We start from the raw sequence: 15,706 nt of genomic DNA on the forward strand, positions 1-15,706 counted from the left end.
TTAATTTAAAATTTATTAATTTCTGGAATCCAAATTTGGTTGATTTCAAAAAGTGCTGGATTTTTTGGATTTACTGTAACTTCGACAGCATGCATATCAGCTTCGCCAAATACCTGCAATCGGGTGAAGTTTAGCACTGTTTTTTTTAACTCCACATTTTCATACAATGGTTTATCTACTTTGTATTCATGAGAATCACCATTTACTAAAAGCACTGGCTTTTTGTATGTTTCTACTCGTTTTTGAAGTTCTTTAAGGAAAGTTACAAACCCCTCTTTTCCTTTATCGGGTGTAATCATATCTGCATGTTCAAAGATCACAATTCCTAAAGAATTGTCCTTTTTTGCTTGTTCAAAAACGGTATTCAACCAAAAAATATCAGCATTTGAACGCTCATAAAATTCTTCATTTGAATTTAAATTATCAGTATTGAAATTGTTATTTGAGCCTACAAGATGAATGGTGGCAAATGAAATCCCGTTGTACTTCCACATTTTATTTTCAACATATTTCGCATAAGCAACATTTGACGATTCTGAACTTAACTCCATTGTTGATTTGCCTAAACTATGTAAAGTGTCCCTAAAGAATTGTACTCTAATTGCAGATAAACGTTCATTGGTAGTGTAAGAGCCCGCTTGAGGTTTTCCACAATCTGTCCATTCATTATCGCCAGGAGTATAGATTAATGGTTTTTTGAAGCTATTGAAATAACCTAAAATTTTTTGAAAAGCAGTATCTGAGCATGGTGTTTTGCTCGATTTAAAATCTCCTACAAAAACATTAAAAGCTTGATTGCGTTTGTTAAGTGCTGCAATTACATTTTCAAATTTCAGATTGTCTTTGGGTAAATTGTAGGGCATATCACCTAATACAATGAAAGTAAAAGGCGTTTTCTTGTTTTGAGAAAAACTGAATGAATGTATTAATATAGATACAAATAGAATACAGAAGCGTAATTTCATAATTCAAAAAAAATAAAAAAAGACGGATGGATTTCCCAGCCGCCTTTCTAATTAAAATAAATTTTATTAATTATGTAGATTACCTAAACCATTTTTAGGGAATGCGCCTAAATCAACATTTGGAGGAGTAACGGTGGCTTTTAGATATTGATTTGTTAGAGAAGCTGTTGCATTAACTGCAGTAAATGAAGCGTTCCCTTTACCAATTGCTGGTGAATCAGCAGCTAAGTGAAAATCATAATTTCCTTGAAAGTTATACAAAGTTAAATTTGCTATAACAGGAACAGGTAACGGGAAGTTTACAAATTTAGGATTGTTTTGACCTACTAATTGCGGAGCGTTATATACTGCGCCATTAACATAACCTACTGGTAAGAAAGAAGAAGGTAAAGGAAGATCAGTAGCTTGGGGAGTTGTTGCATGAGTAGTTGGGTAAAACTCATTTACAATTGCGGCAGTATCACCATAACTTAAGTTATTACCATAAAAACAATTGGCAAAATCCGCAGCTGGGTTTTCTAAAATACGCAAGCCTGTTCTACAATTCACAAATAGATTGTTGTACACTTTTCCTTTGGCACCTTGCTCAATATTAGCATTAGCACCACGGTCTGGATCTACACTTCTAAAACCACCAGATACATACGTATTGTTATACATATTGATTTCCGTTTGAACGCTTCCGTAAGTACCTTTATTAGATGCTTTTGTACCTCCTTTAGCGGTTCCTATGATTAAGTTATAAGCCATGTCTCCTATGCTTGAATTTTTTACGTTAAAACAGTCCCCATCATTATAAGCAACTTTTTCAACTGTATTTCTCATGATGTGTATTTTTCCTCCATTTGCACGAACGGCATCTGTAGTTGAACCATAAACCCATGAATCTTCTAGAATTAAAATTCCATCAGGATTACCAAATTTGATATTGAATAAATCATCTCCAGATTTGTACCCTTGATCAGCATTTAAGTCATCTGCAGTTCCTCCTGCAAAATCTAAATGAGTCCATTTGATATCCAATAAAGAACAAGTGGCTTCACATTGAATACCTCCCCAAAGCTTTCCATCTGGTTTCAAAGCTGGATCAGTATTAGGATCTTGTAGTGTTGTTAATTTATAATTAGCTGGATTCAAATAAGCATCTTTTCCAGTAATCCAGTTTGGATTTTCTTTTGTTCCCAATGAAATAAAGACACCTTTTACAATTAATTCTGCAGCAGGATTTGTAGCTAATAATTTTACACCACTTTGCATAACCAATGTATCATTAGCATTAATGGTTACTTTTGAATTAAAATAATAGGTTTTGCCTGATTCCATTGTTCCTTTTACACTTCCAGAAAGGGTTTCTCCTGTAATAGTAGTACTAGCTTTAAATTGCGGTGTTGAGACTTGATCATTACTGCAAGAGGATAAAGCTATTAATGCTAAAGCTATAATTCCAAAATTTAATTTATTTTTCATTGTTTAATTTATTTATAGTTGTTTTGTTTATGATTAAAATTTATAACGCATTCCAAAGGTGTAATTGATTCCATACAAGTCTTTTTGTACGGTAACTCTGTCAGGGTCTGTTTGATTAGGTAAGGCAAACTTCCCAGTAGTATAAATGTTGGGTTGCAAAATTTGCACAAGAACGGGCGTGTTTAAAAGATTGGTAATTTTGCTATAGAAAGTAAAATTTTTAAATGCTCTTTTTTCTATAGAAAAATCAAGTTGCGAATTTCCTTTTTGCCAATAATCTAAATCTTTATAAGGGGAAACTAATGTGATTTTTCTTCCTGTATAGATGTAGGCCAATTGTACATCTATTCCTGAATTTTGATTTTTATACAATAACGAAAGATTGGCAATATGAGGGGATTGTCCTTGTAGTGGTCTAGTTTGAGTCGTTTCTTCGCTCACATAAGAACTGTTGTAAAACAATTTAGTAGTAGTAATTTTTGAGTTAGTGTAAGTGTAATTAGCTGTTATTCCAATCTTTCCAAAATATTTAGCCATGTTTACTTCAAACCCAAAATTGGTAGCTGTTCCAAAATTGGTAGGTTTTAAAGTGGCGCTTGATGTCCCTGTGAATAAAATGGCAGATTCTATTGGGTTTTGAATGTTTTTATAAAAAGCTCCAATTAAGAACTGATCTAATCCTTTTGGAAATAATTCATATCTAATATCAAAGTTGGAAGCAGTTGCATGTTTTAAATTTGGATTACCACTCATGTTAAAATCCTCTCCTTCTATTTTAAAAGGAATATATTCGTAGAATCCGGGTCTGTTTATGGCACTAAAATAAGATAACCGAAGATTCTCTTTTTCACTTAATTTATATTTAAAATGGATACTTGGCAGAAAATCAGTATAGGTTTTTGATCCAACCGCTCCCGCAATTATGGTAGCATCCTGTGCTGTTTTCCAAGTTTGTGTCGTATTTTCTATACGTAGACCTCCAAGAATCGAAAGTTTGTCATTAAATTGAATATTATCTTGAAAATAATAGGCCGCAATTTTCTCCGTAGCGTCATAATTTAAAGCATTGTTAGGACTTCCTTGTGCTGCAGTAATACCATTAAAATGAAATTTGTCTGGAGATAAAATACCATCATAAGGAATGGGTTCGCCTGAACTGGAATTATTAGGTATTAAATTCCATTCATTGTAATTGTTTTTTCGCAATTTATTTCTGTAAAGCCCTCCCATCGATAGGACCATCGGTTTATTTAAGATTTCTTTTTTATACTTGAAATTTATGTAACCAGCATAATCTCTATCGGAGTTGTTCATCCAAATTCGATAAAAAGGAATATTTAAAACAGCTGGAGTAACTGTTTGATTTTGATTAGCATCATAACCAACTTGTTCTACAGTTTGGTATTCAGACCAATCTGGGGTGATGCTTTTAGCCAAAGAATAAACAGCTGACCAATCAGCATTTAAATATTCATTGATTTTATGTTCTCCTTGCAAGGTGTTATTGTAAATACTTTGCTTTATATATCTGGAACGGTATAATTTGTATGTATTTCCTGTTCCAACTCCTGATCGACCTATCGATAAACTAGTATCTATAGATTTACGATTTTGAGTTTCTTCGGATTTTAAATACACATTGTAAAGACTAATTTTATTTTTAGAATTTAAAATATAATCTAGCTCAGTGTGAATTCCATATCGAGTTTGGTTGGTGTTATACCTTCTGGAATATAGATCTGTAAACGCAGGAACATTCCCTGGTGCAGGTTGATTTTCTGGTTTGAACCATATACTATTTGATCCTTTGTATTCATTTTGATAACTAGTCGCTACAACTACTCCCAGTTTTTTATCTTTCAAAAAACGATTGCTTATTGAAAATCCTAAGTTGGTGTTTAAAGGCAAAGTTTTACGTTTGTAATCAAAGTTTTTATAGGTAAAATCATTAGGTGTTGCGATATAATTAGCACCATTAATATCTGCAGGAGACTTACTGTTAATTACTTTTTTATCGAAATTTTCATATCCATTATCACTAATAAACTGACTAAATCCTGTTGCAATATTAGCGGTTATCGCCAATTTGTCTTGCGCATTTTTCATAATTAAATCCATAGCCCCACCTATTGCATCTCCTTCCATTTCGGGTGTTAGTGCTTTAATAACATCTAATCGTTCTAATAAATCAGCTGGAAACATATCCATTGGGACATAACGATATTTGTTATCCGGACTTGGGATCTTTATTCCATTTACAAGAGTGTAATTGTATCGCTGATCCATTCCTCTTATGATGGCATATCTAGCATCGCCTGTGCTGGTGCGCTCTAATGAAACTCCAGACATACGTTGTAATACGCCGGCGGTGGTTAAATCAGGTAGCAACTGTATGCTTTTCGCGCTAATTGCATTTAAAATATTTTGCGATTCTTTTTCTCTATGTAAGGCATATTTTGAAGATTCTTTGTCTTGCTTTACAGAAATTACGACTTCGGAAAGGGTGATGTTTTTTTCTACTAATTCAAAGTTTAATGTAATTGCACCCAATTTTACAGTAATTGTTGTTTCTTGATTTATATATCCTTGATAGCTACATTTCACTATATAACTTCCTTTAGGAACATTTTTTATGATATAAGTACCGTCAAAACCAGAATAACCATAAGTTGTAGCGGTTAGATAAATGGTAGCCCCTATTATAGGTTCATTAGTGTTTTTATCCAATATTCGACCTTTGATTTCAGACCCATAAATTATACTGAAAAAAGGGATAATTAATAGTAATAGAGACAATCGAAAAGTACTTATTTTACACACGGCTTAATTTTTTTACAAACCTAATTATTTAGCTATTTCAAAAATCACAGGTTACTGTTCCTTAATATTTTAATAATTTCAATATTTTAGATTTAATATTAACTATTTGTTTTTCAGTTATTTAATTTTATTTTCCGATATTAAATCATTGTAAAAATCAAATTGATTCTTACAAAATTTAATTAGAATTAACTTTTTGGTTACTTTTTGGTTTTCTTTAAAAGGATCTAGTACTCCAAAAGTGACACTACATAATAATTGTCAATATCATTCTTAATAACTTTGACTGTTACCTCTTTTAAAATATATCGAGATATCCTATATTAGCACAAAATCGATAAATTTTAAAATGTCAGATCAAAATCAATATACCGAAGACAATATTCGTTCCCTCGATTGGAAAGAACACATCCGTATGCGTCCCGGTATGTACATTGGGAAATTAGGGGATGGATCTTCTGCGGACGATGGTATTTATATTCTTCTGAAAGAAGTTTTGGATAACTGTATCGATGAATTTGTAATGGGTGCTGGTAAAACGATTGAAGTAACCATTAAAGACAAGACCGTTACGGTTCGTGACTATGGCCGAGGAATCCCACTTGGGAAAGTCATTGACGTAGTTTCTAAAATGAATACAGGTGGGAAGTACGATTCTTTGGCCTTTAAAAAATCGGTAGGGTTAAACGGAGTGGGTACTAAGGCAGTAAATGCTTTATCCAATTATTTTCGCGTTGAATCCGTTCGAGATGAAAAACAAAAAGCAGCCGAATTTTCAGCGGGAAATTTGGTGCTGGAAGAAGATATTATTGATACTACAAAACGAAAAGGAACAAAGGTTACTTTTATTCCAGATGAAGCTATTTTTAAAAATTATAAATTCAGAAATGAATATGTAATTAAAATGCTAAAGAATTATTGTTACCTGAATGCGGGTTTAACAATAATCTATAATGGAGAAAAATACTTTTCTGATAATGGATTGAAAGATTTATTAGATGAAAATATTGCCGAAGAAGATATGGTTTACCCAATCATTCATTTGAAAGGGGATGATATCGAATTAGCAATTACACACAGTAAATCCCAGTACAGTGAGGAATACCATTCCTTTGTAAATGGACAAAATACAACGCAAGGAGGAACACATTTAGTGGCATTTAGAGAAGCAATTGTAAAAACAATTCGGGAATTCTACAACAAAGGATTCGATCCTTCGGATGTTAGGAAATCGATTGTGAGTGCGATAAGTATTAAGGTAATGGAACCTGTTTTTGAATCACAAACAAAAACCAAATTAGGTTCGACCGATATGGGTTCAGATCCTGGCATGCCTTCGGTTCGTACTTTTGTAAATGATTTTATCAAAAATAAATTAGATAATTATTTACACAAAAATCCAGAAACGGCCGACTTGCTTTTACGTAAAATTCTACAAGCGGAGAGAGAACGTAAAGAACTTTCAGGAATTAGAAAATTAGCCAAAGACAGAGCAAAGAAGTCCAATTTGCATAATAAAAAACTGCGTGATTGCCGCGTGCATTTACCAGATATAAAAAACCCACGTTATTTAGAAAGTACACTGTTTATTACCGAGGGAGATTCCGCTTCTGGATCGATTACCAAATCGCGTGATGTAAATACGCAAGCGGTATTTAGTTTGCGTGGTAAGCCATTGAACTCGTACGGAATGAGCAAAAAAATTGTTTATGAAAATGAAGAATTCAATTTGCTTCAAGCGGCCTTAGATATTGAAGATGATATGGAAAACTTGCGTTACAACAACATTGTAATTGCAACCGATGCCGATGTCGACGGAATGCACATTCGATTGTTATTAATAACATTCTTTTTACAGTTTTTTCCTGAATTGATAAAAGAAGGGCATTTGTATATTTTACAAACACCCCTTTTTAGAGTTCGAAACAAGAAAGAAACCATTTACTGTTATTCTGATGACGAGAGAAAAGCAGCCATTGAAAAATTAAAACCAAAACCAGAAATCACCCGATTTAAGGGGTTGGGAGAGATTTCTCCAGATGAGTTTCAGTTTTTTATAGGGGAAGATATTCGATTGGACCCTGTAATGATGGACAAAAATACTTCAGTAGAGCAATTGCTGTCTTTCTATATGGGTAAAAACACTCCGGACCGACAAGAGTTTATCATAAAAAACTTGAAAGTGGAATTGGATGCAATTGAAACAGTTTAAAATACAATTAATTACTATTCAATAGGATATATTTAATGAAAGACGAAGACGACGAAAATACAATTCCAGAAAATGAAGATAGCGCTTCAGAAGATAATTCAATTGATGAAAATCAAGAAGAAGAATCGGATGAAATAATCAAAGTCGATGCCAAGAATTTTGAAGGACAACATTTTTACGATAACGAAGAAGAAGGTGGGGATACCATTACCAAAGTTACAGGAATGTACAAAGATTGGTTCTTGGATTATGCTTCTTATGTAATTCTAGAACGTGCCGTTCCTGCTATTGAAGATGGTTTTAAACCAGTGCAACGCCGTATTATGCACTCTCTAAAAGAGTTGGATGACGGTCGTTATAATAAAGTAGCCAATGTTGTAGGTCACACCATGCAATATCACCCTCACGGAGATGCGAGTATTGGTGATGCTATGGTACAAATTGGACAAAAGGAACTGCTGATTGACTGCCAGGGAAACTGGGGGAATATCCTTACTGGTGATAGTGCTGCTGCTTCTCGTTACATTGAAGCCCGATTGTCAAAGTTTGCTTTGGAGGTTTTATACAGCCCAAAAATTACCGATTGGGGAATGTCTTATGATGGAAGAAGAGCAGAACCAAACAATCTTCCAGTAAAATTCCCATTACTATTGGCTTCTGGTGCGGAGGGGATTGCTGTAGGTCTTTCGACCAAAGTTTTGCCACATAATTTTAATGAATTAATTGATGCTTCGGTAAAAATATTAAAAGGTAAACCGTTTACGATTTATCCTGATTTTATGACTCAAGGTATTGCCGATGTTTCCAATTATAATGATGGATTGCGCGGAGGTCGTGTGCGTGTGCGTGCCAAAATTGGGCAACTAGATAAAAACACATTGGTAATTACCCAAATTCCGTTTTCTACAAATACGACTACCTTAATAGATAGTATTTTGAAAGCGAATGATAAAGGGAAAATCAAAATCAAAAAAATTGAGGATAATACCGCTGCCAATGTTGAAATCCTAATTCATTTGTATCCTGGTGTTTCTCCTGATAAAACGATTGATGCGTTATTTGCCTTTACGGCTTGTGAAACTTCGGTAGCACCTTTAGGTTGTGTAATTGAAGATAACAAACCGTTGTTTATTGGTGTTTCCCATATGTTGAAAATTTCAACAAACAGAACGGTTCAATTATTAAAAAGCGAACTGGAAATTCAATTAAGCGAGCTAGAAGAACAATGGCATTTCTTGTCTTTGGAACGTATTTTTATCGAAAACAAAATCTATCGTGATATTGAGGAAAAAACAACTAGAGAAGATGTTATTCAGGCCGTTGATGATGGATTGAAACCGCATATAAAACATTTAAAACGAGCTATTACCGAAGAAGATATTCTGCGTTTGTTGGATATTCGAATCATGCGTATTTCTAAATTTGATAGCAATAAAGCACAAGATAAAATTGAAGCCTTAGAAGGAAATATTGAGCAAGTAAAGCATGATTTAGAACATTTAATTGATTTTGCTATTGCTTATTTTGTCAAGCTGAAAGACAAATACGGAAAAGGGAGAGAACGTCAAACGGAACTTCGTGTTTTTGATGATATTGAAGCGACCAAAGTAGTATTGAGAAACACTAAATTATATGTCAATAAAGAAGAAGGATTTGTAGGAACCAGCTTGAAAAAAGACGAGTATGTTACGGATTGTTCAGATATTGATGATGTCATTGTTTTTTTACGTGACGGAAACATGATGGTGACCAAAGTAGATGCCAAAACCTTTGTGGGTAAAGACATTATTCACATTGCTATTTTTGACAAAAGCGACAAGCGTACTATTTACAATGTGATTTATCGCGATGGAAAATCGGGGCCTTCTTATATTAAACGATTTAATGTTTCGGGAGTTACTAGAGATAAATTATATGATTTAACCAATGGTACCAAAGGGTCACAGATTCTTTATTTCACCTGTAATCCAAATGGAGAAGCTGAAGTAGTGACTATAATTTTACGTCAGGTGGGAAGTATTAAAAAACTGAAATTTGATATTGATTTTTCTAAAATTGGTATAAAAGGACGTGCTTCTAAAGGAAATGTGGTTTCTAAATATCCGATTAAGAAAATTGAAATTAAAGAAAAAGGAATCTCAACGTTATTACCAAGAAAAATTTGGTTTGATGATACAGTACAACGTTTGAATGTTGATGGTAGAGGAGAATTATTGGGTGAGTTTAGACCAAATGACAAAATCTTGATTATACAGCAATCTGGAAAATTAAAAGTAGTCATTCCGGAATTAACCACTCATTTCGACACGGATATGGTAGTGCTGGAAAAATGGATTCCTAAGAAACCAATATCTGCAATTTATTTTGATGGTGAAAAAGAGCGTTATTACTTAAAACGTTTCTTGGTGGAAACCGAAAATAAAGAGGAAAACTTCATTACAGAACACCCAAATTCCCAATTGGAAATTGTATCAACAGATTACCGTCCCGTTGCCGAATTAATTTTTCCAAAGATTAAAGGAGTTCAAAAAGAAAGTGTAACTATTGATATCGAAGATTTTATTGCTGTCAAAGGATTTAAAGCACTTGGAAATCAATTAACAACAGATAAACTAAAACAGGTAAACTTATTAGAATCATTACCTTACGAACCTCCTGTAGAAATTAAAGAGGAACCGATTAAAAGCGATGATCACAATGATGATACTGATGTACATCTTGATGATGATGGCCAAATTATTTTATTTTAACTATAAAAAAAGCTTCCACAACTGTGGAAGCTTTTTAATTTTAAACGGTTTTGAATGTGCTTATTTAAATAATTGTTTTAGAGTTGTAATTTTTTTTGCTTCTAATTTTTTTCTAATTTTCAAAAAAGCAATAGCTGTAATATAGGCGTCACCTAATGCAGTGTGTCTGTCTTTTATAGAAATATCAAATTTATCCGCAAGTTCATCCAGACTATAGGTATCCTTAATCTCAAATAAGTGAGAAACAATTAGCGTTTTTTTATAAAGTACCGCTGTGTCTAAAGACTTATTAGTTAGTAATGGTAATCCATTCCTTTCTAGTGCTTTATTAATCATAGTAACATCAAAAACGGTATGATGTGCAACGATAATGGAGTCTCCTAAAAATGTCAGAAACTGTTGCAACACTTCTAATTCATTAGGTTTGTCTAATGCAAATTCTTTTAAAATGCCATGAATTTTAGCTGTTGATTTATCGTAATGCTCCTGTTGTATGTAAACCTCAAAACTGTCCTGAATTGCAATTGTATTATTTTGTAAAACAACTGCTCCAATGCAAAGAATGCGATCTTTTACATAATCGAATCCTGTGGTCTCCGTATCCAATATTACAAAACGGGTGGAGTCAATGTCTTTTGATAGCAACTCCTCTTCATATGGGTTTTCTGATTTACCCAAAAAATTCAATAAAACGGTTTGGCCTTTTTTTAAAAATTTCTTCATTATAATATATTTGAAGCATTGAACCGAATAGTAATAAGTTCTTGAAGTTCCTTAATGGTTTTAAAGGTTCGTTTTAATTTTATTTTTTCTAATTTGGTTAGTGCTTCTAAGGCAATAAACTGCCCCGAATCGTGATGTAAAAGTCCTTGTTTGGTTCTGAATTTTAATAATGCTTTATAGGAATAGGAGCAAGCCAAATACAATTCCTTGTTTTGGGGTTCTAAGTCGGCTAATTTTTCAAACCGCTCCGGACTATTACTTATGGATTTCACAGAATGTGACAGGATTAATACTCTAGCGGCATCGGCTAGTGGCATTAAAGCACGTCTTTTAATGTCAAAAAAGTCTTTGTGCTCTCCATCTTGTTCTACAAGAAGTTGTCTGAAGAATCCAGTGGGGGAAGGACTTTGCAATGCACCACTTACTAAGTGAATATAAAAAACTGGATTGGCTTTTATATTTTCAAAAATAAAATCGGACAAGTTATTTACAAGTTCCTTATCTCCATAAGACAAGCTATAGTCAAAAAAGATAAAAGACAATAAAACCTCATTTTTTCCAGGATTAGTAATCCAATGGTACACTAAATCTTTGTATTCACTCAAACTCAAACACCATTTAGGATTTGAAGCCATCATTTCAGCAGGACAATAATCATAACCAATGTCAAAAAGGCCTTTGTTGACATGTGTTGCCAATTCTAAAAAGTAGCTTTTGGTTTCTGCACTTAATTCTTCTGGGACATCTTCATACATTAATGCATTGTCTTGATCGGTATGTAGCAATTGCTCACTTCTTCCTTGACTTCCCATGGCCAACCATGCAAATTTTACAGGAGGAGTGGTTTTCATTTTTTTTAACGCAATGGCAATAACTTGCTTTATACAAACATCATTTAATTCGGTAATTATTTTAGAAGTCAAAGTCATTGGGATATTTTGATCTAAATATCCTTGTAATAGTTGCATTATATTAGCTCGTATTGGCTTGATTTGTTTGAATTTTTTAGCTCTTTTTACTGCTTTTATTAACACTGCAGGATTATTACCTATTTCCACCATAACATCATGTTTGGATAGGATTCCCACTGCTTTAGTATTAGCAGTACCGTCTTTGGTAATACATAAATGGCTAATATTACTTTTCATCATAGCCATTTGCGCTTGTGTAACGGTCATTTTTTTAGGATAGGTAATAACAGGAGTTGTCATTATTACACTGGCAGTTGTGGTGATGGGAAATGCTCCAGTAACAATTTTATTTCTTAAATCTTTATCAGTTATAATGCCTATAGGGAGTGAATTTTCGACAACAAGAATAGCACCTACGTTTTTTTTAGTCATGGTTTCAGCAATATCTTTTGCTGTAGTTGACGCAGAACAACTAACTAGTTTTTTTGAATACTTTACGGGCTGAATGTCTAATATGCTTTTATTGGCATCCAAAGTTTCAGTTGCTGAAGCCTCACCAAATAATTTCCCTCTATGACTTTTGGAATAAGGATTGCGTGTGTTTGAAGCAAAACTTTCAATTAAAAAGTTCCCTACTGCTTTGTTTTCAAGCGCATAGGGCTTAAAAAAGGCAATCGGTATAGCATACAGAATACTTTCTTCATGAGTTCGGGCTTCCATTTTATAGTTCTCATTAGCTATAAGTGGTCTTAACCCAAAAATATCACCTTCATCACACATGTCCAAAACAGCGTTACTGAAACTATTTCGTAAGGTTACAGCTCCTTTGTGAACGATGTAAAAACTGTTGTGCGTTTCTTCATTTTCAGTAAATACAACACTGTCTTTTTCCTTATATATAATTGATATTTGCTCAGAAAGGGCTTCGATTTCTCTTTGATGTAAAAAACTAAATGGTGGAAAGTTTTTTAAAAAGTCGGCAACCCTATGGGAAATAGTATTTTTCATTACGATAATTTGCAACTAAGTTAATTTATAAAATTAGAGATAAAAAGAAAAAAACAAAATTTGATATTTATATATCATATTCTTAGAAATGAGCATAAAAAAAAAGCTTCCGCCGAAACGAAAGCTTTTTTAGTTACTAATTTTTATTTCTTTTTAGTTACTTTCATGTTGATGACTTCTACAAAAAGGGAGAAGGAAATGGCAAAATACAAATAGCCTTTTGGGACCGGTGTCACATGGCTACCAAAAATAAGTGCATCCGATAAATGAGCACTTTCAGTGAGTAGCATCATGCCAATTAAGATCAAAAAGGAAAGTCCTAAAATCTGGATGGAAGGATGGTTGTTCACAAATGTCCCAACAGGAACGGCAAACTGCATCATAATTAATACCGAAATTACAACAGCGGTAATCATGATATATATAGCACCATGAACACCATTAGTCATCCCTACAGCAGTTAGAATACTATCAAAAGAGAAAACCAAATCAATCATAATAATTTGTAGTAATACATTCTGAAATGATTTTGTAGCCGCTTTGCCCAGTTCTTTTTCCTCATGTCCTTTTTCATCTACTTTTTCACGAATTTCATTAGTGCTTTTATAGATAAGAAATAATCCACCAAAAAGTAATATGAGACTTTGTCCCGTTACTCCAGCAGAGAACCAACTTAGGTCAATCGTAAACCAAGGTTCTTTCATTTGAATCAATAAATTAATACCAAACAACAGACCGATTCTCATGAACATAGCCAAGAACATTCCTATTTTGGTGGCTTTTTTACGGCTTTCAACGGGCAGTTTACCCGTAGCAATTGAAATGAAAATAATATTATCGATTCCAAGTACAATCTCTAAAAAAGTCAATGTTAACAGGGCAATCCAAGCATCAGGATTTAAAAATACTTCCATTTTATTGAGTTAAGAATTATAAAAAAGTCTTTAAGTTTAGTCTTTAAGTTTAGTCTTTAAGTTTAGTAACAGTCCCTTTTTGTTTTTGTGCAGTCCCTACAATACCAAATTCGAATATATAGGTGTTTCCTGATGTTGACAAAATTTTCATGTCGATTGATTTTTCTTCCGCCATATTTTTTGGATGCAATTTCTTCAAAATATACTCACAATCGTTTACCCATCGAATCGATGCGGTATCAATCTTACCTTCAAAATTTTCAATTTCAATGCTGTCATTTCGCTCAAAAAGGGTTACTTTTTTTACCCCATCGACTTCATATTCAAAACGGAATTTCCCTGTTTTAAAGTCTTTGCAGTTATGTTCAACATTATAACAGGACACAATAGAGAGCAGTACAGGAAGTAATAGTATTTTTTTCATATTTTTTTTGAAGCTTATTCCTGCTATTCGTTTCAATCTTTTTATCCTGAAAAAAATCAGGATAAAAAGGATTTCCACTGCTATCAGGGCTAGTTGATTAGCGGTTCCTTATTTGTTTAGTCTTTTTAATTCGGCATCAGTGAAATGTTTGATGCTCTTTTCCTGAGCAAATTTCTCCGAATTATACTCTTTTGAATTGTTTTTCGGGATGGATAAACTATCCCAATTTGTATTTTTTAATTGCTTAGCATAAAAAACGATTTGACCTACATGATACGGATAATGAGCCAATTGTCTGTTGATGGCATCCATTGCTGTTTGTCCTTCATTTCGAATGTATATAATTTGTAAAAGCTGTTCCGGAAGCAGAGAATCAATTGCTTTAAAAAAACAATCCCAGCCAGTATTCCATATTGCTAATACTTCTTCTTTGGTTTGTGGTTCATTTTCAAATTCCAAATCCCTATTTCTCCATTCTTTTTCCCCATCGGTCGTTAGGAAATTGGTCCAGCGCGAAAGCATATTTCCCGAAAGGTGTTTTACAATTGTCGAAATGCTATTAGAATCATCGTTCGATGTAATAAATAGCTGTTCCGGTTCTAATTGATTGATTGCTTTCTCACCGATTGTTTTGTAATAGTGCATTTGCTTTTTTACACTTTCAAGATACAGTTGATTCGTTTCCATTTTATTGAATTTTAATATCGTATTTATCCAAAAGTCCAATAATTCCTTGTGTAGAAAACTTGGCTTTTTTCATGGGATTGAATTCGGGATCAATTTTAAAATTAGAGGCTTTCGAAAAATCAGCTCCCGCTAGTTGCGTATTATTAAAAATAGCGCCTTCTAGATTACTATCATCAAAAATGGCTTGCGTCAGATTAGTACCAACAAAAGTTACCTCTTGTAACGAACAAGAATTGAATTTTGTTTTTGGCATTTTCTTATTGGCAAAGGAAGAATAATCGAGAACACATTCTTGGAAATTAACATTAAACAAGAAATCGTCGCATTCCTCAAATTGAATTCCGAGTAGTTTGCAGTTTCTAAATTGAATGCTTTTCATGCTTGTTCCTGATAATTTTGTCATCGATAGATTACAATCGATGAATTCACAATCTAGAAAACTATTATAGGAGAAATTACTATTTGAGAAATCACAATTTTTAAAAGTACAATCTTCAAATTCTCGATTACTTACTTTTTTGTCAATAAAGACTACTTTTTCAAAGGTTTTTTGAATGTGTATTAATTCTTCCATTAGTCGTTAAATATGCCTTTCATAATTGTTTTTAAACCTAGAAACATCAAATACATTGCTCCAATGCATGCCATTATTCCAATTGCCAAAACCAAATAGTGCCAAACGTTTTGTTTGTTCATAAAGGCATTATAAATCAAAGACGGACCGATAAACAACAACGGCAAAGCCCATGCTAAATATTTGATTCCTTTGGATAACATCTCTTTATTTGTTGCCATTATTTTTTTGTTTCAGGTTTAAAATTTCAA

Annotated in this window: 12 protein-coding genes; 2 read left to right on the forward strand and 10 right to left on the reverse strand. The window is 33.2% G+C overall.

Annotated elements, in window-relative coordinates:
* Positions 1-5: 5 nt before the first annotated feature.
* The 3 genes from AB3G39_RS07250 to AB3G39_RS07260 all read right to left on the reverse strand — a co-directional run bounded on the left by AB3G39_RS07250 (position 6) and on the right by AB3G39_RS07260 (position 5,252).
* Positions 6-965, reverse strand: coding sequence for a hypothetical protein (locus AB3G39_RS07250; RefSeq protein ID WP_369764682.1), 960 nt, complete (start codon positions 963-965; stop codon positions 6-8).
* A 66-nt stretch (positions 966-1,031) separates the two neighbouring features.
* Entirely contained in the window at positions 1,032-2,432 is a 1,401-nt protein-coding gene (locus AB3G39_RS07255; protein WP_369764683.1) for a hypothetical protein, read from the reverse strand.
* 33 nt (positions 2,433-2,465) lie between these two features.
* Entirely contained in the window at positions 2,466-5,252 is a 2,787-nt protein-coding gene (locus AB3G39_RS07260; RefSeq protein ID WP_369764684.1) for a TonB-dependent receptor domain-containing protein, read from the reverse strand.
* 349 nt (positions 5,253-5,601) lie between these two features.
* Between AB3G39_RS07260 and AB3G39_RS07265 the strand changes: the two genes are divergently transcribed.
* Positions 5,602-7,464 (forward strand): DNA topoisomerase IV subunit B, encoded by a 1,863-nt coding sequence (locus AB3G39_RS07265; RefSeq protein ID WP_367754344.1) that lies wholly within the window; start codon positions 5,602-5,604, stop codon positions 7,462-7,464.
* 35 nt (positions 7,465-7,499) lie between these two features.
* Positions 7,500-10,214 carry a DNA gyrase/topoisomerase IV subunit A gene (locus tag AB3G39_RS07270; protein ID WP_369764685.1) on the forward strand — a complete coding sequence of 905 codons (2,715 nt, stop codon included), beginning with the start codon at positions 7,500-7,502 and terminating at the stop codon, positions 10,212-10,214.
* Between the two features lie 60 nt (positions 10,215-10,274).
* On the opposite strand, the gene AB3G39_RS07275 is transcribed toward AB3G39_RS07270, so the two are convergent.
* From AB3G39_RS07275 to AB3G39_RS07305, 7 genes are all read right to left on the reverse strand, one after another.
* Positions 10,275-10,937, reverse strand: a complete 663-nt coding sequence (locus tag AB3G39_RS07275; RefSeq protein ID WP_369764686.1) for a PolC-type DNA polymerase III — start codon at positions 10,935-10,937, stop codon at positions 10,275-10,277.
* Entirely contained in the window at positions 10,937-12,856 is a 1,920-nt protein-coding gene (locus AB3G39_RS07280; RefSeq protein ID WP_369764687.1) for a DUF294 nucleotidyltransferase-like domain-containing protein, read from the reverse strand. The genes AB3G39_RS07275 and AB3G39_RS07280 overlap by 1 nt, the downstream gene beginning before the upstream one ends.
* 143 nt (positions 12,857-12,999) lie before the next feature.
* On the reverse strand, positions 13,000-13,770 hold the full coding sequence (locus AB3G39_RS07285) for a TerC family protein (RefSeq protein ID WP_367754336.1): 771 nt from the start codon (positions 13,768-13,770) through the stop codon (positions 13,000-13,002).
* Positions 13,771-13,819: 49 nt separating this feature from the next.
* The gene (locus AB3G39_RS07290) at positions 13,820-14,194 is read right to left on the reverse strand and encodes a DNA topoisomerase IV (protein ID WP_367771166.1); all 375 of its coding nucleotides are present in this window, start codon (positions 14,192-14,194) and stop codon (positions 13,820-13,822) included.
* A gap of 108 nt (positions 14,195-14,302) precedes the next feature.
* Positions 14,303-14,881 carry a DUF1572 family protein gene (locus tag AB3G39_RS07295; RefSeq protein WP_367771163.1) on the reverse strand — a complete coding sequence of 193 codons (579 nt, stop codon included), beginning with the start codon at positions 14,879-14,881 and terminating at the stop codon, positions 14,303-14,305.
* 1 nt (position 14,882) lies between these two features.
* Entirely contained in the window at positions 14,883-15,455 is a 573-nt protein-coding gene (locus AB3G39_RS07300; RefSeq protein ID WP_367754330.1) for a pentapeptide repeat-containing protein, read from the reverse strand.
* Positions 15,455-15,676, reverse strand: a complete 222-nt coding sequence (locus AB3G39_RS07305) for a DUF6095 family protein (RefSeq protein ID WP_367754328.1) — start codon at positions 15,674-15,676, stop codon at positions 15,455-15,457. The genes AB3G39_RS07300 and AB3G39_RS07305 overlap by 1 nt, the downstream gene beginning before the upstream one ends.
* Between the last annotated feature and the right edge of the window lie 30 nt (positions 15,677-15,706).

Origin of the sequence: Flavobacterium sp. WC2416, assembly GCF_041200095.1 — a bacterium.
Lineage (GTDB): Bacteria > Bacteroidota > Bacteroidia > Flavobacteriales > Flavobacteriaceae > Flavobacterium.

What these genes read in the sequence shown, in the direction of transcription:
- AB3G39_RS07270 (WP_369764685.1), top strand. Translation starts at nt 7,500, where the DNA reads ATGAAAGACGAAGACGACGAAAATACAATTCCAGAAAATGAAGATAGC.
- AB3G39_RS07255 (WP_369764683.1), bottom strand. Translation starts at nt 2,432, where the DNA reads ATGAAAAATAAATTAAATTTTGGAATTATAGCTTTAGCATTAATAGCT.
- AB3G39_RS07265 (WP_367754344.1), top strand. Translation starts at nt 5,602, where the DNA reads ATGTCAGATCAAAATCAATATACCGAAGACAATATTCGTTCCCTCGAT.
- AB3G39_RS07300 (WP_367754330.1), bottom strand. Translation starts at nt 15,455, where the DNA reads ATGGAAGAATTAATACACATTCAAAAAACCTTTGAAAAAGTAGTCTTT.
- AB3G39_RS07280 (WP_369764687.1), bottom strand. Translation starts at nt 12,856, where the DNA reads ATGAAAAATACTATTTCCCATAGGGTTGCCGACTTTTTAAAAAACTTT.
- AB3G39_RS07290 (WP_367771166.1), bottom strand. Translation starts at nt 14,194, where the DNA reads ATGAAAAAAATACTATTACTTCCTGTACTGCTCTCTATTGTGTCCTGT.
- AB3G39_RS07295 (WP_367771163.1), bottom strand. Translation starts at nt 14,881, where the DNA reads ATGGAAACGAATCAACTGTATCTTGAAAGTGTAAAAAAGCAAATGCAC.
- AB3G39_RS07275 (WP_369764686.1), bottom strand. Translation starts at nt 10,937, where the DNA reads ATGAAGAAATTTTTAAAAAAAGGCCAAACCGTTTTATTGAATTTTTTG.
- AB3G39_RS07250 (WP_369764682.1), bottom strand. Translation starts at nt 965, where the DNA reads ATGAAATTACGCTTCTGTATTCTATTTGTATCTATATTAATACATTCA.
- AB3G39_RS07285 (WP_367754336.1), bottom strand. Translation starts at nt 13,770, where the DNA reads ATGGAAGTATTTTTAAATCCTGATGCTTGGATTGCCCTGTTAACATTG.
- AB3G39_RS07305 (WP_367754328.1), bottom strand. Translation starts at nt 15,676, where the DNA reads ATGGCAACAAATAAAGAGATGTTATCCAAAGGAATCAAATATTTAGCA.